Raw genomic sequence first — 24028 nt, 5'->3', positions numbered from 1 at the left:
CCCGCCGTCACTTCTCGCCCGCCGCGTTGAGCCGCTCGAGAATGATCCGCGCGATATCATCGTAATCGCCGCCGAAGTGGTGACCGCCCGTCCGGCTGATGCGCGTCGCCCCGTCGAGCTCCGCCAGCGTGCACCCGGTATTGTTGTCCTTCTGCTCCTCGACGCTATAGACGCACATGACGCGCGCCTTCGGCAGTTGCGCCAGATAAGCCCCAAGCGGAATGTCGGCGGAAGAACTCAAACCCAGCCAACCCGCCATCGACATCTGCAGCCGCGCGACAGGCTCCAGCCCGAGCATCGCGATCAGCTTGATCTGGTCTTGCGTCGCCGGCGCAAGCTTCGGCCACGTCAGCGGAATGATGCCCGCCCCGAAGGAATATCCCGCGAGGGCGAAGGATTTCACACCCCAAGCGGGTCCGTAGTGAGCGATGATGCGGTGGATGTCGGCAGCAATCGTCTGCGGATCTTTCTTGCTCCAGAAGTAGCGCAGCGCATCAACGCCGATCACCGCGACACCATCCTTGGACAGCAGTTCGCCGAGTTGCTTGTCGATGTCGCGCCAGCCGCCGTCCCCTGAGAAAAAGACCACGAGAACCCTTGGATGCTTCGCGGGAAGCTCCACGAGCGGCAGATCGCTGAGCGCCGCCCCCGTCGTCGCCGCAACTTCGAAGACGGCCTTGATCGCGGCATCGCGTCCCGCTTTGTCGCCGGCAGGCGCAGCAATCGCCTGCGAGCCTGGGTGCGCATCGAGAAACGGCTTGAGGCTTGGCTCACCGGCGTTTGCGGTGATGGCGATCCAACGCCCCGCCAATTGCGCAGGCTGATAGGTGAACGTCTGGGCACCTTCGCCCGCCGACGACGTCACATCGCAAAAGGGTTTCGCCGAAGCGAGCGTTGGTGAGAACCCGAAGCTCACCGCACCCGCAAGCGTGTTCGACGGCGCCTGCGCCAGTCCGAGATAGGCCACCGCACCGCCATCGCCGATGCCAAGCAGAACCGGCTGTTGCCAGGTCGCCATGCCGATCTGTCGCTCGGCCATGCGCGCCAGACTTTCCAGATCGCCGAACAGGTCGATGCACGCTTTGGCGCTGTCGGAGGCTTGCAGAATGGACCGCATCGCAGCCGCATCGATGACCGCCACGGCAGCGCCGCGATCGGCAATCTCCGTCGCGATCTCGCGAGCAGCGGACGAAGAATCATTCGGATCGCTGAGCAAAATCACGAACGCGGAGCCGGGCGCCTTCGGCGTGACGACTTCGACGCTTCCGAAGCGCGGCTGCGTCACAGTCGTCGCCGCCATGGCGACGTTCGCAGTCAGCACCGCCAGTGCACCCAAGATCGCAGCAAATGCGGACATGCCGAGAATGCCCTTGAGCCGAACGCTAGGCGTCATGTCGCTGGCGCTCCGCGACCACACGCTGCGGACTTGAGCTGATCAATCCCGCGATATCGAGCAAGGTTTGCGGCAGACGCAGACCGTGCTCGTAGGCGAGATATTTCGGCCGCCATTCCGGTTTGAACTTGCTCTTGAAAATGCGCACGCCCTCGAAGTTGTAGAGCCGATCGCCGTAACGGAAGAACAGCCCGGCGAGCCTCGCCCAGCGCGACGCAAGTCGATGCTCGGGGAGACCAGACAACGGCGCCATGCCGAGGTTGAACCATTTGTAGCCCTCGGACTTCATTTGCTCGAGCAGCATCACGACCAGATAATCCATGACGCTCTCGGGCGCATCCGGCACATGCCGCATCAGATCGAGCGACGCCGTCGCCGAAGCGGGCTTGCGCAAAATATTCGCGAACGCGACGATGCGATCCTCGTGTCGAACGACCGCGATATCGTGCCGGCTGAGATAATCTTCGTTCCAGAAGCCGAGCGAAAACCCCTTCTCGCGACGCCCATGCACCTGCAGCCACGCGTCCGACACGCGCTTCAAAGCCGGAAAATATTTCGCGACATTCTCGGCTTTAACGATTTCGAACGACACGTTGCTGCGCTCTACGCGTGACTTCGTCTGCCTGAGCCGCCGCCCGACTTTACCGTCGAGCGTGAAGGCTTCGAGATCGACCCAGGCATCCTCACCGAGCTTGATCAGCGAGAAACCCGCGTCGAGATAGACCGGCAGATTGTCGGCCGCGACCTGATAGAAAACCGGCGAACCGCGGCGCTCGTCCGCATTCTCCTTGAACCGCCAAACGAGGTCGGTGAGATCCGCGCTTCCGTTCGCGATCGGATCGCCCATCGCGACCCACGTCGAGCCGCGCACGTCGTACATCACGAAGCCGTCGCCGCTTTGAGAAAACAGAAATCGCTTGTCGCCGATGAGCGCCAGCTCCGACGTGATCTGCGTCGACGCGCCGACGATCGCCTCGACCTCCTGCATCTCGGACGGTGAAACGTGGCGTCGCTCGGGCGCAACCCTGTGCATCAGCTGATAGGCGGCGATAACGATGACGATGGTCGCCGCACCGAGCGTGGCGCGCAGGAACCGCGACGCGTCCTGATGATACGCGAATTCCCACCACAGCGAGTTGTCGTAGGGAATGCCGCGATAGATCGCGAGGCCGATGAAAGCCGACGCACTGACGGCAACCGCGACGGCAAGCAGCGACGACGCCGACGGGCGTCCCGCGAACACGCCGCCCTGGCGATAGAATTCCCGCCGTCCGACGATAAGCAATCCGGCCGCTGCGAGACAAATTAAGGCTTCGCCGAAATTCAATCCTTTCGTCACCGAGAAGATCGCGCCGCCGCCGAGCAGGAGCAGCGCCAGTTGCCAGGCCGAGCGCAACCTGTGCGCCAGGCCGTTCGCCACGACGAGCAGGATCGTCCCGACGAGACTAGCGATGAAATGCGACGCTTCGACGAACGGTAGCGGAATGAAATTTCGAACGACCGCGATACGCTCCGCCGGCAGCGTACCCGCGACAAGCAGAACCAGTCCGCCGAAAAACGTCGCGACCGCCGCAAGCGGTGGAATGATCGGATCGAACAGCGCCGCAGTCTGGCTGCTGTCCTCATGCGCGACGCGCAAGCGGGCGCGCACTTCGTAGGCAACGAGCATCATCGCTGCGATCGTCACCGGCACGAAGTAATAGATGAGGCGGAACAGCACCAGGGAGCTGACGAGTTCCGGCGACGGCGCACCCTTGGCGATGCCGAGCAGCACGATTGCATCGAAGACGCCGAAACCGCCCGGCACATGGCTGAGCACCCCGACAACGATCGCGAGCGAAAACACGACCAGAAACCCCGGCAGCGTAACGGCGACGTCGTGCGGCAACAGCACCCACAGCGCGACGGCCGCGGCCGCGACATCCGCCATCCCGACGAAGATCGCGGCAAGCGTCGTGCCTGCTCCCGGCAATGGCAGCTGCCAGTCGCGGACGGCGATGACGGTTCTTTTGCGCGCCGAAATAGCCAGCCACAGCGCCAGCGCCGTCAGAATGGCAAACCCGAGAATTCGACACGCCGCTGCATCCAGTCCAACCAGCGCCGCGACCAGTTCCGGATCGACGGCAAGGCAGATGCCGGCGATGGCGGCAAGCCCCGCCCAGAAGCTCAACGCGCAAAGCAGGACAACGGCCAGAACCTGATCGGTCGAAACCTTCCACGGCCGATAAAGGCGCATGCGGACGGCGCCGCCGGTCAGAACCCCAAAGCCGAACGTGAACGTCACGGCATGGCTGATGAACGAGGTGATGGCGGTTGTTCGCAGCGGAACGCGGCGCGCTCCGACCAATCGCAATGCGATGAGATCATATCCAACGAGAGCGAGATAAGACGCAGCCGTCGCAAGCCCTGCGAGAGCCAGACGCGACAGCGGAAACGTAACGATCGTGTGACGAACCTGGTCCCACGAGATGCTTTCGAGCGTCTTGTAGAGAACGGACGCGGCATACGAGAACGCCGCAAGCGCGACGATCGCCCCAACGAATGACCAGTCGACGCGATCCCAGATCCCACGGTGGCCGCCGATCTTTTCCTCATCATGTTTCTGGCGCGCCGTCTGCAACCTGGACTCCCGAACCCGCGAGCCTTGCGCCCCTCGCGGCAAAGCTCGCCCTACTACTACTCCCAGAGTGAAAAAGCAGCCGCTTCAGGTTGATAAAATTTGCGCGCGCACCGAACACCTCGACGCAGGCTGCGGACCCGTCTCCCCGCGCGATTGCGAGCGGCGCGGACGCGGTCGTCCGCTGGCCCCACCCTCGAACGGAGCAAATGTCGCGCACTCGGCGGTAGCTTCGTCAGTGGGGGGTATCGGCGCGTAGGACAATGGTGGAAAATACGCGAATTCCATATAACTGCGGCCGGCAAATCGCTTACATGCATTGGGTAAAGTGCTTGAGTAGCACTCGGGGTCTGAAGATTTCCGCTATGACGGCTGCGCTTACGCCCTCAGTCCAGCATCTGCGCGACAGCGAGCCTTCGCTCGCCGTCGCAAACGATTCCGGCGTCATCGTTGTCGACCCCGAACGCGCCGAAATCGTGACCGCGGATACCGCCGGCACGCGCGCCATTGGGTTGTTCGCCTACGCCGCATTTCCCATCGCGCTCGATGCCTCGACGCCAGCCCTTGCGCGGCTGCGCGAGATCGCGGCACTCGGCAAGGCCAATAGCAAATCGGTCGAAACGTTGACCTTCTGGAGCAACGGCCGGCTGAAGGCGCTCCGCTGCACGGTGACACGCCAGACTGCCGACCGGTCGGGATTGTTCGTCCTCCACGTGCTCGATGAGGCAGACGCCGAAACGGCGTCGATGGCCCCTCCCGACTCGCTCGCGGCCCGGGCAGCCGCCACGGCGTCGCTGCTCGATCCCGACCAACTCGCGAAGCTCGCGCACGAGCTGAAAACGCCCCTGACGGCCATCGCCGCCGCAGCCGAAGTGATGCGCGACGAGCGATTGGGCGCGATGGGCAACGCCCGCTACCTGAACTACGCCGCCGACATCCACGAAAACGCGACGCACGCCCTCGACGTCATCACGTCGCTGCTCTCGGAAAGCCGCCGCCAGGGAACCGCGCCGCCGCGCCTCATCGCGCTCGACCTCAATGCGATTGTCGAGCGTACCGTCTCCAGCGTTCAAGCTCTCGCGCAATCGCGCAACCTGGCTCTGACCTTTCGCGCTGAAAAAAGCCGTCCGCACGTTGTCGCCAATCCGACGTCGCTGCGTCAGATCCTGCTCAACCTGCTGACCAACGCCATCAAGTTCACGCCACCCGGCGGCGCCGTCCAGGTCGAAACCGGCTGCCGTGACGACGGCCGCATGTTCCTCGCGGTGCGCGATACCGGCTGCGGGATCGGCGGCAGCGCGGTCGCGGCCAGCGCATCGGATCAGGACGCGAACAAACAACCTTGGCTGAGCGGCAGCGGCATCGGCCTGCCTCTCGTCCATCGCCTCGCAAGCGAAATGAGTGCCGAATTCGAAATCGAGGACGGCTCCGACCGGGGCACGCTGGCGCGGCTCACGTTCGCCGGATTTGCCCAGTGGCCGGGCTGAAAAACGCTTGCCGGATTGGCCAGATCTTCCCGATCGTACCTACTTGAAAATTATAAAAATTCTAATGTTATGCGCGTCGTTCGCTAACGGTTGACCTGCCCGATATGATCAGGTTAGCACAAGTTTACGGTGCCGTAGCGGCATCGCGCGCCAGCGTTGGCGCCAACCGATACCGGGGCCTTGAACCCCGCATATTGGAGCGGAAAATGAGCCCAGATTCCTGCGCGGTCTCTCGCGCAAATCATCGTCCTTCGAGATTGGTTCAGCCGACGGAGGTCTCCGCCCGTGGCTAGTCCTTCAGCGAACGCCAGAACCACCTCCACCCCTTCCGCGAAAGTCGTTCCGCTTCCGGCAAAAGCGCCTGAGCGTCTCGTCGGCGTCGGATTTCGATGCTGGCTCGCGGGCCTTTCGACCGGCGACATCAAATGCTGGGAAGACGCTTGGAATTCCTTCTCCGGCATCCTTGGCCCTGAGCACGCGAAAGCTCTGCTGCTCGATCTCTCCAAGTTCGTCCGCGCCGTCAAAGCCAACGCCCAGCGCGATATCGAGATCTCGCCGTCCGGCTGCCGCGGCTTCTGCCGTGACGAATGCCTGGCCATTTCGATCATCGCGGCGTGCCAGCACGATGAGCGCCAGGCGTTGACGGCGTCGGCAGCGGCGTTGATCGGCTCGGACGACATCGGCGACACGCTCAACGGCGCTCAGGCCCTCGCTGCAGCGCTGAGCAAAGCCAACCAGCTGCTGTGCCCCGAATCCGTCTGCCCGGCGACATGCGCTCTCCGCGCCCAGCGCCGCCGCTTGATGTAGTCGAAGCGCACGACGCTTACAGCTTATCGACGTAACCTTGAATGGCATCGGCGGCGCTCGCACGCGCCTCCGGAGCAATGTGCAGACCCGTCTTGGTCCGCCGCCAGAGAATATCCTCAGCCGCGTCCGCCCACTCCTCGGATTTGAGATAGATAATCTCGCGCGCACAGAGACCTGCACCGAAATCCTGACCAAGATCGCGTTCCGACGTTGCGCCGTCGATGACGCGCTCCGTTCGGGCGCCATAGCGGCGCGCTAGCCGCATCAGCGTGCGCCTCTCGAAACCGGCATGGCGGCGCGCGAAATCGTCGAACCACGCATCGAACGTGCGCCCCTCGAAATCGCCGCCGGGCAGCGGCGCATTTCTGGTCGAGCCGGGCCGTGCCGCCGGAAAGTGTTGGGCGAGAAGATCGAGCGCCGCCTCCGCGAGCCTGCGATAGGTCGTGATCTTGCCGCCGATCACATTCAGGATCGGCGGTGTTCCCTCTGATTGAAGATCGAGGCGGTAATCTCGCGTGATTGCAGAAACATTGTCGCTTCCGTCGTCATCGAGCGGGCGAACCCCGGCAAACGTCCACACAATCTGCTCAGGTTTTATTGGAACGCGGAGATACCGGTTTACAGCCGTGAGAAGATAGCTCTCCTCGTCGCTGGACACGCTCACGGAACGTGGATCACGGCCCTGCGGCTGCTCCGTCGTACCGATCAGCGTGAAGTCGGATTCGAACGGCAGCACGAACACGACGCGGCCATCGGAGTTTTGCAGCGTGTATGCATCGTTCGCTCCGGCAATGCGCGGAACGACGATGTGACTACCTCTAACCAGCCGCACGTCAGCGGATCGCGCACCGGATGATGTCCCGAGACGCGCGACATCGGCGACCCACGGACCCGCCGCATTGACGACTGCGCGCGCCGCAACGGCGCGAGACCCGTCCCCGAGCGACACGATCCAAAGTCCGTTTTCGACGCGAAGCGCGCGAACCGGCGTCCGCGTCACGATCCGCGCACCCGCCTCGCGCGCGGCGATGGCATTGAGAACGACGAGCCGCGCATCATCGACGGCGCAATCCCAATAGCTGAACGCGTGCTTCAAATGTGATGCCAGCGGCACGCCCGCCGGGTCGGTGCCGAGATCGATCGCGTGCGAGCCGCCCAAGGTTCGGCGCGCCGCAAGATGATCGTAAAGAAACAGCCCGGCTCGAATGAGCGCGCGCGACCGCATTCCATCAACATGGGGCAGAACGAAACGCATCGGCCGGATGATATGCGGAGCCTTCGCAAGCAAAACCTCGCGCTCCGCCAGCGCTTCACGAACAAGACGGAACTCGTAGTGTTCGAGATACCGAAGGCCGCCATGAATGAGCTTCGAACTCGCCGACGATGTCGCACCGGCAAGATCGTCGGCTTCTGCCAGCATCACGCGCAGTCCGCGCATCGCACCGTCGGCTGCAATGCCCGCGCCATTGATACCGCCGCCGATCACGACAAGATCGAAGATCTCGTTCGACATCCGTTGCCGCCGCTCCGCATCGTCCGTCCAAACATGAGCTTAGATGACTCGCCGCACGACCCGAAAGGTCAGCCTGCAGGCTGCACAGACTTTCGATTGCGAAACAGAAGACTGACCGCAATCGACACGAGCAGGCTGACCGGCACCGTGATCAGCACGATCGCGGCAGGCTTCAACCCGCCCCAGTTGGCGACCGTCGCCGCGTAATCGCGAAGCGCGCTCCACGCGGCAGCGCGCGCCTGCGGATTGACCGCGGCGCTGAAAGCCGCATCCAGATCGCTGAACTGCTGCGCCGCTTCCTCACCGGCATCCGAAAACAAACCCGATATTCGATAGAACTCAACCGGCCAGACGTGCACGCCGAGCATGTAACCGAGCGCGATCAACGTGCCCACCGCCATCGCCGCGATGGCGCCTGCGGAATTCATATGCCGCCAATAAAGGCCGAGCACGATCGGCACGAACAGACCTGCGGCGATGAGCGCGAACCCTTCCGCGAACAGCAGGCCGCTGCCAAGCGTCGAAACGCTGGCGATGATCGATCCACCGGCGAGCACGCTTGCCCCGAGCGTTGCTGAACGAAAATCCAATTCCCCTTGCCCCGGCGCACCGCCTTTCCGCACTTCCGCATCGGCATCGACGAGGCTCGCGAGAAGCGCGTTCCCCATCAGCAAGGTCGCGATCACCACGGCGATCAGCAAGGGATACTGCAACGCGCGTTCAACCGCCGCCATGTACGGCGCGGCAACGACAAATCCGTCCGTCGAAAACACGAGATCCTGCAATCTCAAAAACCCGCGCTGCTCCGGCGCGTTGGCGCACGCTGTCGCAAGCTCTGCGACGTTGCGCGAATTCTTATCGCAGATTTTCACCCACCCGAGATCGCTCGCCTCGGCGAATTTCTTCGGGATGACGGCGTCTTCGATGCCTTTGGAAAGCACGGTCTCGAATGCGACGCGGCTGTAAACCGCAAGCGGCGGCAAGCTGACGACGACGACGGTAACGCCGACCAGCGCCCAAGCGGTCCGGCGCACAGCCCCGCCCGGTGCCACGGCGGCTTGCGAAATGTGCCGTCCGAGCAGATGCGGAGCGGCGACCACGCCGAACGCAACAGCAAGCAGAAGCCCCGCGAAATTGCGCATCGAAAGCTGCAGGAACGGCGAAGCCAGCGCCGTCAGCGCGTCGACATCGGCGAGGCGGTTGACGACCAGCGTCATGTTGAGGCTGAGGTGGTTCTCGAGCGCGGCGCCGAGCGTCAGATGCGGGATGGTCCAACCTCGCGCGCGCGCTGCGATCGCGGCAAGCGTAACGAGCACGCCGATGACCATCGCCGCGAAACTGATGCCGGCAAGCGTCCGGACATTCAGCACGCTACCGACCAGCCAGACGGCCGCTACGCTGACGACCAGGATCGTCACGGCCTCAGCCGATTCAATCCGCGCCAGGCTTTGCATCGCGTAGGCGCCGGCTTTCAAATCCGCAGCCAGCAGAACGACTGTCGCCGCCGCGGTGATCAGCAACGCTAGACGGCGCGCGAAATTCCCGCCGTAGCGAATGGCGAAAAATCCGCCGATCGATCGCACCGGGTAGAGGACAAATCGCGGAGCGACGAGGATGGCGAGCAACGTCAATCCGGATACGAGACCAAGCGGCAGCGCCAGCGCGTCGTATCCGATCGCCGCAATGAAACCTGTGAAGCCGATGATCGCCGCAGCGCCGGTCGCCTCGCCTGCGAACGCGAAACTCGGCCAAAGACGTTCCGCAGGCGCAACGCCTCCGGCGCGCCACGCGTAAAAGAACGCAAGAAGGACGAGCGCGATCAACGAGCCCTGCGCGGCAATCCAAAAGCCGAGCGGCGAGCCGCCAAGACGGAAGAAGTTGAGCGTCAACGCCGAAAGCGGCAACGCCAGCGTCACGACCAGCCAGATCGCGACGCCTGCAATGATGAGGCTGCGCGACGGCCGGCTGGCATCCGTGATGTCCCCTTGTCGGCGCATTTGCTCCCCTCTGCCCCGATCGTAACCCAATGATCCGCGTATTGCCGCGAGAAAGACGCCCCGATCAAGGCAGATCAGGCCGAATTGGGACACGGAAATATGGCGAGGAGTGATGAGTGACGCAGCTTTGTCTTACAGATCGCGCCCGTTGCTCGATCCGGTGACCTCGCAGCCACCCTGCCGCGCGAGTCATTATTTTCGTCATCGCAGCAGGCGAAATTGAATTGGACCGAATTGCATAGCTGCAAAATTGAATTGGGGCGGAGCGCTAAGCGCACCACCCCAATAGTTTCGTCCCTAGACTTGGACCTTTATTCTTTTTTATTGGAGCCTTCGACCGGTCCGGCCGTCGAAGGTGGGCGCACCATGTACCATCATCCTCTCTGCGTCAAGTGACCGCGCGACATAAAAAATTCGCCTCAGCCGCAGAACGTCAGATCACGGAAAATGCCTCTAATGGTGCATTTCGCCATGCATTTGATCATGGGACATCGTCCCATCGTGCGACATAGAGTCCTTTTTGCCTTGGGAATTGGTCTGAGCCCCCTTTGGACCCATTGCAGCAATACCCGCGACGCCGGCTTTGACGGCAATAGCGCCCGCTTTTTCAAAGTTCAGAGTCAAATCGACCTTATCGCCGTCCTTCAACGGCTGCTTCAGATCGAAAAGCATGATGTGATCGCCCATCGGCTTCAAAACGAGCGTCGTCCCTGGCTTCAGATCGATCGTATCGAGGCGACGCATTTTCATGACGCCGCCTTCCATCGAGCTTGAATGAATTTCGGTCCTGCCGGCCGCAGGAGACGCGATGCCGGTTAGCCGGTCCGAGGTCGCTTTGTCCGTCCGTATCTCGAGAAAAACTGCTCCAACCGTTGCGCCGCCCGGCGTCGCACGCGCCCAGGCGTTCGCGACGGTGACGCCTTTGCTGGTGGCGTCCTGGGCGAAAGCCGTCGCCGGCAACAACGCCATTAAGCTCAAAAGCAGAAATTTCATGCGCATGACGACGCCTCCAAAACGAATACCTGCGAGGGATATAGGCCAGGCGCAGCCGATCGGCCATGCGCACTACCCGCATTTTTCGGTTGCGGCCTCAACTGGCTTAACTTCCGGCGACGGGGAATATGATAACGTCGAGGCTTCTTGAAGCGAGATCGGATCTTACGGATTTGTCATCGGCGAAGCGCATTCTTCTCATCATTGGCGGCGGCATCGCAGCCTACAAATGCCTGGATCTCATCCGGCGTTTGCGCGAGCGCGGCCATCACGTTCGCGTCGTGATGACGAAAGCTGCCCAGCAATTCGTCACGCCGTTGTCGGTCGCAGCCCTCACCAACGAGCGTGTCTTCACCGATCTTTTCGATCTCGATGATGAACGCGAGATCGGGCACATCCGCCTGTCGCGCGACACGGACCTGATCGTCGTTGCGCCCGCTACGGCGGACCTGATTGCGAGGATGGCAGTCGGACACGCCGACGATCTCGCCACCGCTATTCTACTCGCGACCGACAAGCCCGTGCTTGTCGCCCCGGCGATGAATCCGCGCATGTGGCTGAACCCGGCGACGCGCCGCAACGTCGAACAGCTCAAACGCGACGGGATTGATTTCGTCGGACCGGCAATCGGAGAGATGGCCGAGCGCGGCGAAGCCGGGCCAGGCCGCCTCGTCGAAGTTCCGGATTTACTCGCTGCGATTGAAAACCGGTTTTCGTCCGCGTCTGACGATAAGCCTCTCGCCGGATGTCGTGTAATTGTCACGAGCGGCCCGACGCATGAGCCGATCGACCCGGTGCGCTACATCGCCAATCGCTCCTCGGGAAAGCAGGGTCACGAGCTTGCCGCCGCAGCCGCACGGCTCGGCGCCGACGTGACGCTTGTCTCGGGTCCGGTCTCAATCGCCGAACCGGCAGGCGTCCGCATCGTGCGCGTATCGACGGCAGAAGAAATGCTCGCCGCGGTGAAGCACGCGCTACCGGCCGACATCGCAATATTCGCCGCCGCCGTTGCCGACTGGCGCGTTGCCACACCGAATAAATCGAAAATCAAAAAGTCCACGTCCGACGCGCCGCCGGAACTGACGCTCACCGAAAATCCCGACATTCTGAAAACGATCGCTCAATTGCGAAAGGGACGCCCGCCACTGGTCGTGGGATTCGCCGCCGAGACCAACGATGTCGTCGCGCACGCGAAAAAGAAGTTGAAATCGAAAGGCGCCGATTGGATCGTCGCAAACGATGTCTCGTCGCCAATTGGCGTCATGGGTGGCGAACGCAACGCCATCCATCTTTTGACGAGCGCGGGCGTGGAAAGCTGGCCCGAAATGAGCAAGGCCGAGGTCGCAACCAGAATTGTGACTCGCGCGGCCGCACATCTCGCGACGTTGAAGCGAGACGCCGCAGAATGATCCGGCGTCCCGAGCAAAACAACATAAAGGTCAACGTCCGGCGGCTCGATCACGCCACGGATCTTCCGTTGCCCGCCTATCAAACGGCGGAAGCCGCGGGTTTCGATCTCGTCGCCGCCGTTCCCGCCGGGAATCCGGTCACGCTTTCTCCCGGTGACAGCGCGCTGATCCCAACCGGATTGATTGTCGAGCTGCCGCCAGGAACCGAAGCGCAGGTCCGGCCGCGTTCCGGACTCGCAGCGAAGTTCGGCGTAACGGTTCTGAACAGCCCCGGCACGATCGATTCCGACTATCGGGGCGAAGTCTCGGTCATCTTGATCAACCACGGCAAAAAGCCGTTCACGATCAATCGTGGCGAGCGGATCGCGCAGATGATCGTTGCGCCGATTATCCGTGCCGCGCTTGTTGAAGTCGCGGTCCTTTCCGGAACGAAGCGCGGTGTCGGCGGTTTCGGCTCGACGGGCTCGGCAACAAGTGCATCCTCTGCACAGAAGAAAAAACAAAAACCGGTTGCAAAAACGAGAAACAACCAGAAATCAAAATCCCAATTGAAAAAGAGCGTACGAAGCCGCTAAATACGAAAAAAAGCTATGCTTATTAAATGCTTATTAGCGTCGCGAAGGACTTGAGGATAATCTCTGAAACTGCGAGAAAAGCGCGGCATTCGACATCGCGCTTCCGCACCCAACGCTGACCAAGAGAACCACATGACACAGACGCTTGATATCAAAACAATCGCGGCCACGGGCACATGGGGCCGCGGACGCGTCTATGACAGCATCGACCAGACGATCGGTAACACGCCGCTCGTTCGGCTTTCGAAAATCAAAGCATCGGCAAATCTCAAAGCCGACATTCTCCTGAAGCTCGAGTTCTTCAATCCGCTTTCGTCGGTGAAGGATCGAATCGGCGTCGCGATGATCGATGTTCTCGAGGCTGAAGGACGCATCAAGCCCGGCAAAACAACTCTGATCGAGCCGACCTCGGGCAACACCGGCATCGGTCTGGCGTTCGTCGCAGCTGCACGCGGCTATCGCCTCATCCTCGTGATGCCGGAAACGATGTCGCTCGAGCGTCGCAAAATTCTCTCGCATCTCGGTGCGGAACTCGAACTGACGCCTGGACCGGGCGGCATGCCGGCCGCATTGGCAAAAGCCGACGAACTCGCGAAGTCGATACCGGACGCTGTCATTCCCGGTCAGTTCAGCAATCCCGCGAATCCGCTCGTGCACGAGAAGACGACCGCCGAAGAAATCTACAACGACACGAACGGCAAGTTCGACGCGTTGGTGGTCGGCGTCGGCACCGGCGGCACGTTGACCGGCACGGGCCGCGTCCTCAAGAAACGCATTCCTGGCCTCAAGATCATCGCCGTCGAACCGACGACGAGCGCCGTCATCTCCGGCCAGCCCAAGGGCCCGCACAAGATTCAGGGCATCGGCGCAGGCTTCATTCCCGACAACCTCGATACCGGCCTCATCGACGAAGTCGTCACCGTCGCGAGCGACACCGCGTTCGAGGTTTCGCGCACGGTCGCGAAGGTCGAAGGCATTCCGGGCGGCATTTCGACCGGGGCCAACGTCGCAGCCGCGATTTCGGTCGCGCAGAGGCCTGAATACGCCGGTAAGACGATCGTGACGTTCGCGCCGTCGTCGGCCGAGCGTTACTTCTCGAGCGAGCTGTTCGTCGAACCGCAGCCGCGCAGCTGATATCCAAGAAGGCACGACGAATGACGACGCTGACGGCCGAGGAGGTGCAACGCTACAAGCGCCACCTCGTGCTGCGCGACGTCGGCGCGCCCGGCCAACAGAAACTCAAGGCGGCGCGCGTTCTCGTCGTCGGAGCGGGAGGGCTCGGCTCACCCGTTCTCATGTATCTCGCGGCGGCAGGCGTCGGAACGATCGGCATCGTCGACGACGATCGCGTTTCGCTCGATAATCTCCAACGACAGATTGCTCACGATACGGACGACACGGGACGCCTCAAGGTCGAGAGCGCCCGCGAAACCATTCGCCGGCTCAATCCTCTGGTGAATGTCGAAGTTCACGCCGAACGCCTGAACGCGCGCAACGCACTCGAGATCATCGCGCGCTACGACATCGTTGCCGACGGCTCCGATAATTTCGCGACCCGCTACCTGGTGTCGGATGCCTGCTACCTGGCGAAACGCCCGCTCGCCTATGCGACGCTCGGTGCCTTCGACGGCTACGTCTCCCTCTTCAAGCCATACGAAAAAACCGCTGACGGCACGCCCTACCCGACACTGCGCTGCCTGTTTCCGGAAGCCCCGCCTGCTGGTTTGGTCGCCAATTGCGCCGAAGCCGGCGTGCTCGGGCCCGTCGCAGGCGTGATCGGCACGCTGCAGGCAGCCGAGATCGTCAAAGAGATCATCGGTATCGGCGAAAGCCTCGCAGGCCGGCTCCTGATCTGCGACGTGCTCGCGAGCCGCTTCGAGGTCGTGTCGATCTCGTGGGATCCAGACAATCCGCTATCCGGGCAGACGCCGACGATCACCGATCTCTCGATCCACGGATCGGCGGACGGCAGCGCCTGCGCCGCCGAATAGCGGCGCCAGCCATCGCTCAATTTCGAAGCAGTTCGCCCGTCAGAGCATCGCGACGTGGACGCGGTCCGGCGGCGCATGACCGTCGGCGAACGCCTTGATGTTGATGATGACCTTCTCGCCCATGTCGATACGGCCTTCGATCGTCGCCGAGCTCATATGCGGCAAGGCCACGACACGTTCCGAGGCCAGCAGGCGCGGATTGACGACCGGTTCGTTCTCGAACACGTCGAGGCCTGCGCCGGCGATCGCGCCGGTTTCGAGAAGCCGCGCCAGCTCGTTCTCGTCGATCACCTCACCGCGCGCCGTGTTGACGACGTAGGCCGAAGGCTTGAGCAGCCGCAGCCGCCGCGCCGACAGCAGGTGATACGTCGCAGGCGTGTGCGGACAGTTGATCGACACGATGTCGACACGCGTCAGCATCTGGTCGAGGCTTTCCCAGAACGTCGCCTCGAACTCCGACTCGATGTCTTCCGGCAGACGGCGCCGATTGTGATAGTGGATCTGCAGCCCGAACGCCTGCGCCCGCCGCGCCACCGCGCGACCGATGCGTCCCATGCCGATGATGCCGAGACGCTTGCCGTAGATGCGATGCCCGAGCATCCACGTCGGCGACCAGCCCGACCATTTCGTTGCCGGATCGCGCATATAGGCCGCGCCTTCGGCAAGCCTACGCGGAACGGCGAGGATCAGCGCCATCGTCATGTCGGCGGTGTCTTCGGTCAGAACGCCGGGCGTGTTCGTGACCAGAATGCTGCGATTGCGCGCCGTATCGAGATCGACGTTGTCGACACCCGTACCGAAGTTCGCGATCAGCCGCAGTCGCGGCCCCGCTTGCGTCAGCACCGCGCGATCGATGCGATCCGTCACGGTCGGCACAAGAACGTCCGCCGTTTTCACCGCCTCGACAAGCTGCGCTTGCGTCATCGGCTTGTCTTCGACGTTCAGCTTCGTATCGAACAACTCGCACATGCGCGTCTCGACCACGTCGGGAAGCTTGCGCGTTACGATGACGACAGGTTTTTTTGTGGGAGTTGGCATTCGCTTTCCGTTGCACAAAGGCCGACCGATTGGGCCCAATGGCGCGCCCGCTTGAGAAAGTGCGGCCCCGTGTCTATCAGATGGCCTTCGCGAAGACAAAGTGCTGATTCATTAAGTGCGACGGCATTTTATCCCTGAACCCATCATCAATTAGAAGCACGTGAAACGCTTCAGATGACCGCATCACTACGATCTCGATCAAAACACGCGTCCATGGACCGTAAAAAACGGACATTCGCGCCAGCCCTTGTCTGTGCCGCGGTAATCGCTGCGGCCGCCGCGCCGACGGCTCTGCGCGCCCAGCCGGCCGAGTCTTCCGGGCCGTCCGGCAGCGGCCTTCCCGTGCCCCGGTTCGTCAGCCTGAAATCGGATCGCGTTAATCTAAGGAACGGCCCTGGGACGGATTATCCGACCGGCTGGGTCTATCGCCGCGCCGGTCTGCCGCTGGAAATCGTCCAGGAGTTCGAGAGCTGGCGCAAGGTCCGCGATTCCGAGGGCGCGACGGGATGGGTGCTTCAGTCGTTTCTGTCGGGCCGCAGGACGGCGCTAGTGCTTCCGTGGGAGCGCAAGGCGAGCACGAAGCCGCCACTGGTGCCGATCCACGCCAGCGACAGCGAACGCTCGCACATCGTCGTCAACGTTGAGGCGGGCGTGATCGCTGACCTGCGCACGTGCGACGGACGCTGGTGCCGCGTCACGGTCGACGCCTACACCGGCTACATCGAGCAGAAAAAACTCTGGGGCGCATACGAAGGCGAAACGATCAAATGATCGACCGGTCCGCCCTTTAGCCGCTTAGCGGCCTTCTTCCCTCGCGAGCCGAACGACCACGTCGACGTGCGTGATCTTCATGCCTTCAGGCGGCTGCGGCAAACCATCGACGCGGATCGCGTCTCCGGGAATGTCCATCAGCTCGCCGTTGCTCTCGAGCAGGAAATGATTGTGGTTCGAGGTGTTGGTGTCGAAGTAGGCCTTCGAACCCTCGATCGCGAGTTCCCGGACCAAGCCCGCTTTTTTGAACTGGTGCAGCGTGTTGTACACCGTCGCGAGCGACACGTGTTCACCCAGCGACGAAACCTCGGCGTGCAGCTGCTCGGCCGTTACGTGGCGGTCGCCGCTGCCAAACAGGAGGCGGCCGAGCGCCAACCGCTGCCGCGTCGGACGCAGCCCCGCCTGCCGAAGCATGCTCGGTATCGTGACTGTCGGTCGGATCTCGGACTCAGCCGGTAATTTCTCGGACATTTCTGTTTGAACAATCGCTCTGAAGTTCCCACGTTGCACCCATCGCGGTGCGACGCGCTTTTGCGGTGAAGTATAATATGACGTTAGAAAACCCGCAACTTGCGACAACAATACGTTATTTGGTGCGGAAACTCGTCGTTACAACGCCACACCGGGGTGTGCTAGGCGTTATGACGGGGTTGTGATACGAGCCGCACCCGCACGACCGGCCTGAGACTGTTTAGAATAAATCTCAGCTGGCAGGGGACGAGACGAGGGGATTGCATGGCCGAGCGCCGTTCGAGCTACGAATTTGAAGACCTGTTGGCGTGCGGACGCGGTGAGCTTTTCGGTCCCGGAAACGCTCAGCTGCCGCTGCCGCCGATGCTGATGGTCGACCGCATTGCAGCAATCTCCGAGACTGGCGGTGCGCATGGCAAAGGTCAGATTGTCGCCGAGCTTAAGGTCGCAGGAAACGAGCGCCTGGATTGGCTGTTCGCCTGCCATTTCAAAGGCGATCCGGTGATGCCTGGCTGTCTCGGCCTCGACGCCCTCTGGCAGCTTACGGGCTTCTTTCTCGGCTGGCTCGGCCTCAGCGGCCAGGGCCGCGCCTCGGGCGTCGGCGAAGTCAAATTCACGCGCGAAGTGACGCCGGACGTCAAGCTTCTCGAATATGTCATCGACATCAAGCGGGTGATCGCCCGTAAATTGAAGCTCGCGGAAGCCGACGGTGTCCTTAAAGCCGACGGCGAAGTGATATACACAGCCAAGGATCTGAGGGTCCTACTCAAATCGAGCGAAGGCACTTAAGCGTTTCGCACTGCCCCGATTAGCCTCGCGGGCTTTGCAAAAACCGCAGGAGATTTGGAGCGCATGCGGCGCGTTGTTATCACTGGAATGGGCATTGTTTCCTCGATCGGAAACAATACTCAGGAAGTGCTTGCTTCCCTGAGAGAGGCGAAGTCAGGCATTTCGCGCGCTGAGAAATACGCTGATCTCGGCTTCAAATGTCAGGTTCACGGCGCACCCAATCTTGAATGGGAAAGCGTTGTGCCGCGCAAGCCGCGCCGCTTCATGAACCCCGGCGTCGGCTGGAACTGGATCGCAATGGATCAGGCGATCCGCGATTCAGGTCTCGAACCATCCGATGTCGTCAACGAACGCACCGGCATCATCGTCGGCTCCGGCGGTCCGTCGACTCGCGCGATTGTCGAGGCCGCCGAAACAACGCTCGAAACGGGCGGCCCGAAAAAGATCGGTCCGTTCGAAGTTCCGAAAGCCATGTGCTCCGGTCCTTCAGCGGCACTCGCGACCGCCTTCCAGATCAAGGGCGTGAACTATTCGATCGCATCGGCCTGCGCGACGAGCACGCACTGCATCGGGAACGCGACCGAGTTGATCCAGTGGGGCAAGCAGGACGTCATGTTCGCCGGCGGCTGTGAAGAACTCGACTGGACGCTGTCGAACCTGTTCGACGCGATGGGCGCGATGTCGTCCCACTTCAACGCGACGCCCGAAAAGGCGAGCCGCGCTTACGATAAGGACCGCGACGGCTTCGTGATCGCCGGCGGCGCAGGCGTCGTCGTTCTCGAAGAGTTGGAGCACGCGAAAGCCCGGGGCGCCAAGATCTACGGCGAGGTCAAAGGCTACGGCGCAACGTCAGACGGCCACGACATGGTGGCCCCGTCCGGCGAGGGCGCCGAGCGTTGTATGCGCCTCGCGCTCAAAGGCTTCGACGGCAAAGCCGTCTCCAAGATCGACTACATCAACCCGCACGGCACCAGCACGCCGGTCGGCGATGCCAAGGAAATTGACGCCATCCGCGCCGTCTTCGGAAACGCCATTCCGCCGATCTCTGCGACCAAATCGCTCACCGGTCATTCCCTCGGCGCGATCGGCGTCCAGGAGGCGATTTTCTCGCTCCTTATGATGAACAACGGCTTCATCTGCGAAAGCGCGAACATCGAAGAGCTGGACCCGGCATTCGCCGACGTTCCGATCGCGTTGAGTCGCATCGACAACGCCGAACTTAACTGTGTGATGTCGAACAGCTTCGGTTTCGGCGGCACCAATGCCACTCTGATTTTCGGCCGCCACGATGCCTGAGTAACGCGCGATCCTGCGCCTTGCCAGTTTGCGTCGTCCGGCAGGCTGGCGAGAGATAATGAGAGTTTATAAGCGCGGCAGCGGTTGGTTCGACGTCCGCGGGCGCACATTTGGTGACAGAACGAGGCATTCAATGACCGACATCGATATTGCCAAGCCGGGTCCGATCATGGCGGGCAAACGCGGCCTCGTCATGGGCGTCGCCAACGATCGCTCGATCGCGTGGGGCATTGCTCGCGTGCTCGCGGGCCAAGGCGCGGAACTCGCCTTCACCTATCAGGGCGGTGCCTTCGGTCGCCGCGCCGCGCCGCTCGCGCAGTCGCTCGGTGCAAAGATCATCGAGGAATGCAACGTTCTCGATCTCAACAGCGTCGACCGCGTTTTCGATCGCATCAAGGAAGAATGGGGCGGCATCGACTTCGTCGTCCACGCTCTCGCGTTCTCCGATCCCAAGGAACTCTCGGGCCGCTACGCCGACACGACCCGCGAGAACTTCATCAACTCGATGGTCATCTCGTGCTTCTCGTTCACCGAGATCGCAAAGCGCGCCTCGGCGCTGATGCATAACGGCGGTTCGCTGATCACGCTTTCCTACGGCGGCGCGACCCGTTGGGTCCCGTCCTACAACGTCATGGGCGTCGCCAAAGCCGCGCTCGAAGCCTCCGTGCGTTATCTTGCGGCCGATCTCGGACCGCAGGGCATCCGCGTCAACGCGCTGTCGGCCGGCCCGATGCGCACGCTGTCCGGCGCCGGTGTTTCCGACGCACGCGTCATCTTCAATTTCCAGCGCGACAACTCACCCTTGCAGCGCACCCCGACGCTCGACGAAGTCGCGGGCTCGGCGCTGTACCTGCTCTCGCCGCTGTCCGGCGCGGTGACGGGCGAAGTCCACTTCGTCGACTGCGGCTATAACACCGTGTCGATGCCGTCGCTGCAGAGCCTCAAAGAGCACGACAGCGAAGCCAAAGGACCGAGCGCCTCGCCTTCCGCTGCGGCTGAGTAATCGAAGCCGTTGACGTTCACCGTCCGGCATCGCAAACACTCGGGCCATGATCGGCGTCTTTGATTCAGGTCTTGGCGGCCTCACCGTTCTGCGCGTCCTCACTCAGCGGTTCAAAGCCGCCGATTTCGTGTATCTGGCCGATCACGCGCACGTTCCTTACGGCAACAGGCCATCGGACGCGATCGTCGGCTACACGCGCGATTGCGTCGAGGATCTGTTCGCACGCGGGGCCAAGCTCGTGCTTCTGGGATGCAACACGGCAACCGCCGTTGCGCTGAGACGTCTGCAGCAGGAATGGCTGCCGCGCAGCCCCTGGGCCGGCACGCATAACGTCCTCGGCATCGTCGCACCAACCGTCGAGGCCGCCACGCAAACGCCCTGGGCGGTGACGTCGCCGCAATATCCGCAGAAATACAACACCGATACCATCGGCGTGTTCGGAACGACGCGCACGGTGACGGCGGGCGTCTATCCGGAGGAAATCGGCAAGCGCTGTCCGAAGGTCACCGTCGTCCAGCAGATCTGCTCCGAGCTCGCGGGCGCGATCGAGGAAAAGCAGCCCGAGGCGCATCTCGAGGAACTCGTCCGCGCGGGCATCACCGGGCTTTTAGATCAGACGGACGGCGTGCCTCCGCATCGTGCGATCCTCGGCTGCACACACTTCCCGCTCGTCGAGCATCTGTTTCGCAAGCATTTGCCGCCGTTCACGCGCATCCTCTCGCAGCCCGAAGTCGTGTCCGACAGCTTCGAAGATTATCTCGCGCGGCGGTCGCATTATTTGAATGGCGACGAATCCGGAAGTCTCACGCTCCTGACCACCGGCGATCCCGTCGAAGTCAGCGAGAAAGCCCGCGTCTTCTGGCCGAACGTACCGGCCTTCGCGCGCGCCTGAGGCCCGAGGCTTGAGCCTGAGCCCAGACGCTAAGTTGCAACAGCGGCAGACTGTTCTCGCGCCCCGGCAATTGATCTGTTGGCGGCCCGGCGGCTCGCAGCTAGCGTCACCGCGCATAACCCGAAAACCTCCGGCGTTTGGGAGAGAGGAGTACCACCAATGAAAAAGAATATTTTGCTCGCGGCAGCATCGCTCGCCGCTGCCATTGCATTTTCCAGCGCATCAGCCAACGCGGCGTCGCCCGCGCCGCTGAGCCTGCTCAAGGACGTCAGCGTGCAGTCGTCGAACGTCACGCAGGCCCACTTCTGGCATCGCAAGTGCCGTCGCGGCCTGAACGGCTGGCACAAGCACGTGAAGGGCATCGGCCGCGTCCAGTGCACCAATCACGTTTGCAGACACGGCAAGTGCTACTGGTACTGAGCCGCTAAAAATTGCGGACTAAAAAAGGGCCATCCTCGCGGGTGGCCCTTTTCTTTTAGCTCTCGAAATCGACCGGCAATCGCGGCGCGGAGACCGCTCAACAACATGCGAACCTGCACACACTGCACCCCGACACGCCATGGCCGCCCTTGAGGCGGCCATCCAGAGCCACATACGAACCCCACCCGTTCAGCTCTGGATTGCCGGGTCACGCCCGGCCATCAGGTGAGAGAGTTGGAAAAGAAAAGAAAAGGCCGCCGAATATTAGTCCGGCGGCCTCGGTTATTTCAGTAATGCGAACGTGACGATCAGTTGCGATCGCGACGCGGACCGCGAGGACCGCCACGGCCACCTTCACGACGCGGCGGACGGCTCTCGAAGACTTCCTCCGGTTCGCCCTCGGCGCGCGGAATTTCCTGGCCCGTCGCCTGATCGACGATCTTCATCGACAGACGCGTCTTGCCGCGATCATCGAAGCCCAGAAGCTTCACGTAAACTTCCTGGCCTTCCTTGACGACCGCGCCGACCGACTCCGGACGTCCCGGTGCAAGCTGCGAAATGTGAACCAGTCCGTCCTTCGCGCCGAAGAAGTTCACGAACGCGCCGAACTCCATCACCTTCACGACCTTGCCCTTGTAGATCTGTCCGACCTCGGGCTCCGACGTGATGCCGCGAATGCGCGCCAGCGCCTTCTCGATCGACTCGCGATTGGCCGACGCGATCTTCACCGTGCCGTCGTCCTCGATGTCGATCTTGGCGCCCGACTCCGCGACGATCTCGCGGATGACCGAACCGCCCGAACCGATGACTTCGCGGATCTTGTCGACAGGGATCTTGATCGTCTCGATACGCGGCGCGAACTCGCCGAGTTCTTCGCGCGCGCCCGTCAACGACTTTGCCATTTCGCCGAGGATGTGGATGCGGCCATCGTGCGCCTGATCGAGCGCGATGCGCATGATCTCTTCGGTGATGCCGGTGATCTTGATGTCCATCTGCAGCGACGTCACGCCATTGGCCGTGCCCGCAACCTTGAAGTCCATATCGCCGAGATGATCTTCATCGCCGAGAATATCCGACAGAACGACGAATTCATCGCCTTCCTTGATCAGACCCATCGCGATGCCCGCAACCGGCGACTTCAGCGGCACGCCCGCATCCATCAGAGCCAGCGACGAACCGCAGACCGTCGCCATCGACGACGAGCCGTTGGACTCGGTGATCTCTGAAACGACGCGCAGCGTGTAGGGGAACTCTTCCTGCGACGGCAGCATCGGATGGATGGCGCGCCACGCGAGTTTGCCGTGGCCGATTTCGCGGCGGCCCGGCGAACCCATGCGTCCGACTTCGCCGACCGAATAGGGCGGGAAGTTGTAATGCAGCAGGAAGCGCTCTTTCTTCGTGCCTTCGAGGCTGTCGATGAACTGCTCGTCCTCGCCCGTGCCGAGCGTCGCGACGACCAGCGCCTGCGTCTCGCCGCGCGTGAACAGCGCCGAACCGTGCGTACGCGGCAGAACGTGAACTTCCGACAGGATCGGACGCACCGTCTTCAGGTCGCGACCGTCGATGCGCGTCTTCGTCTTCAGAACGTCGCCGCGCATGATGTCCATTTCGAGCGCCTTGAAGGCGTCCGAAAGCAGGACCTTCTCGTTCGGATCGTCAGCCGGGAGCGTGATGCCTTCGGTGATCGCCTTCTTGGCCTCCGCGACGAGGTCCTGGCGCTTGCCCTTTTCCTTCGTCGAGAACGCCTGCTTCAGCGTCTTTTCTGCGAGCTTCTTCACGTCGCCCGCATACTTCGTCTTGTCGGGGATCTTGATGTCCCACGGCTCTTTCGCTGCCTTTTCGGCGAGCTTGATGATTGCCTGAATCACCGGCTGCATGTGCTTGTGGCCGAACACGACGGCTTCGAGCATCTGCGCCTCGGGAAGCTCCTTGGCTTCCGATTCGACCATCATCACTGCGTCGGCCGTACCGGCGACGACGAGGTCGAGCGCGCTGTCCTTCATCTCGTCGATCATCGGATTGAGCACCAGCTCACCATTGACGAGACCAACGCGTGCGGCGCCGATCGGACCGAGGAACGGCAGGCCTGAAAGCGTCAGCGCCGCCGAAGCCGCGACCATGCCGAGAATGTCGGGATCGTTTTCGAGATCGTGCGACATCACCGTCACGACGACCTGCGTTTCGTTCTTGAAGCCTTCGACGAACAACGGGCGGATCGGACGATCGATGAGCCGCGACGTCAGCGTTTCTTTTTCACTCGGACGGCCTTCGCGCTTGAAATAGCCGCCGGGGATCTTGCCCGCCGCGTACGTACGCTCCTGATAGTTCACGGTGAGCGGGAAGAAGTCGATGCCGGGCTTCACGGAGCGTGCGCCGACGACAGTCGCCAGAACCGTCGTGTCGCCATATTGCGCCATCACGGCCGCGTCGGCCTGGCGTGCATAGTGGCCGGTTTCGAGCTTGAGCTTGCGGCCACCCCAATCGATTTCGACTCGATGGATATCAAACATGTTGGATCTTTCGTTTTCGCTTTTTCTGTTCGGTCGGACTTGCTCGCCGGCCTCAT

The 24028-nt window shown here is 62.2% G+C and carries 19 protein-coding genes and 1 pseudogene; 12 read left to right on the top strand and 8 right to left on the bottom strand.

Features of this window, described 5'->3' with window-relative positions; translation table 11 throughout:
* Window positions 1-7: 7 nt before the first annotated feature.
* Window positions 8-1393 (bottom strand): AcvB/VirJ family lysyl-phosphatidylglycerol hydrolase, encoded by a 1386-nt coding sequence (locus tag HYPGJ_RS02335; RefSeq protein WP_046845667.1) that lies wholly within the window; start codon window positions 1391-1393, stop codon window positions 8-10.
* On the bottom strand, window positions 1383-4013 hold the full coding sequence (gene mprF / locus HYPGJ_RS02330; RefSeq protein WP_052750762.1) for a bifunctional lysylphosphatidylglycerol flippase/synthetase MprF: 2631 nt from the start codon (window positions 4011-4013) through the stop codon (window positions 1383-1385). Before mprF ends, HYPGJ_RS02335 begins: the two co-directional genes overlap by 11 nt.
* 362 nt (window positions 4014-4375) lie before the next feature.
* Here mprF and HYPGJ_RS02325 point away from each other — a divergent pair, with 362 nt between their 5' ends.
* Together HYPGJ_RS02325 and HYPGJ_RS02320 are read left to right on the top strand one after the other, a co-directional pair.
* On the top strand, window positions 4376-5497 hold the full coding sequence (locus tag HYPGJ_RS02325) for a HAMP domain-containing sensor histidine kinase (protein ID WP_244465980.1): 1122 nt from the start codon (window positions 4376-4378) through the stop codon (window positions 5495-5497).
* A gap of 285 nt (window positions 5498-5782) precedes the next feature.
* Complete coding sequence (locus HYPGJ_RS02320) at window positions 5783-6304, top strand: hypothetical protein (protein ID WP_046845665.1); 522 nt, start codon at window positions 5783-5785, stop codon at window positions 6302-6304.
* Between the two features lie 16 nt (window positions 6305-6320).
* Here HYPGJ_RS02320 and glpD read toward each other — a convergent pair whose 3' ends face one another.
* The 3 genes from glpD to HYPGJ_RS02305 form a co-directional block, all read right to left on the bottom strand.
* On the bottom strand, window positions 6321-7817 hold the full coding sequence (gene glpD, locus HYPGJ_RS02315) for a glycerol-3-phosphate dehydrogenase (protein WP_046845664.1): 1497 nt from the start codon (window positions 7815-7817) through the stop codon (window positions 6321-6323).
* Window positions 7818-7885: 68 nt separating this feature from the next.
* Entirely contained in the window at window positions 7886-9814 is a 1929-nt protein-coding gene (locus HYPGJ_RS02310) for a sodium/substrate symporter small subunit (protein WP_046845663.1), read from the bottom strand.
* Between the two features lie 453 nt (window positions 9815-10267).
* Window positions 10268-10813: a copper chaperone PCu(A)C gene (locus HYPGJ_RS02305; protein WP_046845662.1), complete on the bottom strand. Its 546-nt coding sequence runs from the start codon at window positions 10811-10813 to the stop codon at window positions 10268-10270.
* Between the two features lie 122 nt (window positions 10814-10935).
* Here HYPGJ_RS02305 and coaBC point away from each other — a divergent pair, with 122 nt between their 5' ends.
* From coaBC to HYPGJ_RS02285, 4 genes and pseudogenes are all read left to right on the top strand, one after another.
* Complete coding sequence (gene coaBC / locus HYPGJ_RS02300) at window positions 10936-12216, top strand: bifunctional phosphopantothenoylcysteine decarboxylase/phosphopantothenate--cysteine ligase CoaBC (protein WP_046845661.1); 1281 nt, start codon at window positions 10936-10938, stop codon at window positions 12214-12216.
* Window positions 12213-12680 (top strand): annotated as a pseudogene (gene dut, locus HYPGJ_RS02295) (dUTP diphosphatase); the annotation flags it as partial. The gene coaBC and the pseudogene dut, both read left to right, overlap by 4 nt.
* A 243-nt stretch (window positions 12681-12923) precedes the next feature.
* Window positions 12924-13925: a cysteine synthase A gene (gene cysK, locus HYPGJ_RS02290; protein WP_046845659.1), complete on the top strand. Its 1002-nt coding sequence runs from the start codon at window positions 12924-12926 to the stop codon at window positions 13923-13925.
* A gap of 20 nt (window positions 13926-13945) precedes the next feature.
* Window positions 13946-14782, top strand: a complete 837-nt coding sequence (locus HYPGJ_RS02285; protein ID WP_046845658.1) for a HesA/MoeB/ThiF family protein — start codon at window positions 13946-13948, stop codon at window positions 14780-14782.
* Between the two features lie 39 nt (window positions 14783-14821).
* Here the strand turns inward: HYPGJ_RS02285 and HYPGJ_RS02280 are convergent, their stop codons facing one another.
* On the bottom strand, window positions 14822-15820 hold the full coding sequence (locus HYPGJ_RS02280; RefSeq protein WP_046845657.1) for a D-glycerate dehydrogenase: 999 nt from the start codon (window positions 15818-15820) through the stop codon (window positions 14822-14824).
* A 213-nt stretch (window positions 15821-16033) separates the two neighbouring features.
* On the opposite strand from HYPGJ_RS02280, the gene HYPGJ_RS02275 reads away from it, so the two are divergent.
* A complete protein-coding gene (locus HYPGJ_RS02275; RefSeq protein ID WP_046845656.1) occupies window positions 16034-16591 on the top strand; it encodes an SH3 domain-containing protein in 558 nt (185 codons plus the stop codon).
* Window positions 16592-16615: 24 nt separating this feature from the next.
* Here the strand turns inward: HYPGJ_RS02275 and irrA are convergent, their stop codons facing one another.
* Window positions 16616-17062: an iron response transcriptional regulator IrrA gene (irrA, locus tag HYPGJ_RS02270; protein WP_046845655.1), complete on the bottom strand. Its 447-nt coding sequence runs from the start codon at window positions 17060-17062 to the stop codon at window positions 16616-16618.
* A gap of 264 nt (window positions 17063-17326) precedes the next feature.
* Here irrA and fabA point away from each other — a divergent pair, with 264 nt between their 5' ends.
* The 5 genes from fabA to HYPGJ_RS02245 all read left to right on the top strand — a co-directional run bounded on the left by fabA (window position 17327) and on the right by HYPGJ_RS02245 (window position 21462).
* A complete protein-coding gene (gene fabA, locus HYPGJ_RS02265; RefSeq protein ID WP_013217457.1) occupies window positions 17327-17851 on the top strand; it encodes a 3-hydroxyacyl-[acyl-carrier-protein] dehydratase FabA in 525 nt (174 codons plus the stop codon).
* A 63-nt stretch (window positions 17852-17914) separates the two neighbouring features.
* Window positions 17915-19147: a beta-ketoacyl-ACP synthase I gene (gene fabB / locus HYPGJ_RS02260; protein ID WP_046845654.1), complete on the top strand. Its 1233-nt coding sequence runs from the start codon at window positions 17915-17917 to the stop codon at window positions 19145-19147.
* 133 nt (window positions 19148-19280) lie between these two features.
* A complete protein-coding gene (gene fabI / locus HYPGJ_RS02255) occupies window positions 19281-20150 on the top strand; it encodes an enoyl-ACP reductase FabI (protein ID WP_013217455.1) in 870 nt (289 codons plus the stop codon).
* A gap of 46 nt (window positions 20151-20196) precedes the next feature.
* Entirely contained in the window at window positions 20197-21042 is an 846-nt protein-coding gene (locus HYPGJ_RS02250; RefSeq protein ID WP_013217454.1) for an aspartate/glutamate racemase family protein, read from the top strand.
* A 159-nt stretch (window positions 21043-21201) separates the two neighbouring features.
* Complete coding sequence (locus HYPGJ_RS02245; protein WP_046845653.1) at window positions 21202-21462, top strand: hypothetical protein; 261 nt, start codon at window positions 21202-21204, stop codon at window positions 21460-21462.
* A 308-nt stretch (window positions 21463-21770) separates the two neighbouring features.
* Here the strand turns inward: HYPGJ_RS02245 and pnp are convergent, their stop codons facing one another.
* Window positions 21771-23972, bottom strand: coding sequence for a polyribonucleotide nucleotidyltransferase (pnp, locus tag HYPGJ_RS02240; protein WP_046845827.1), 2202 nt, complete (start codon window positions 23970-23972; stop codon window positions 21771-21773).
* Between the last annotated feature and the right edge of the window lie 56 nt (window positions 23973-24028).

Source organism: Hyphomicrobium sp. GJ21 (genome assembly GCF_001006785.1).
In the GTDB taxonomy this organism is placed as follows: domain Bacteria; phylum Pseudomonadota; class Alphaproteobacteria; order Rhizobiales; family Hyphomicrobiaceae; genus Hyphomicrobium_B.
This window is presented reverse-complemented; position numbering and strand designations above follow the sequence as displayed.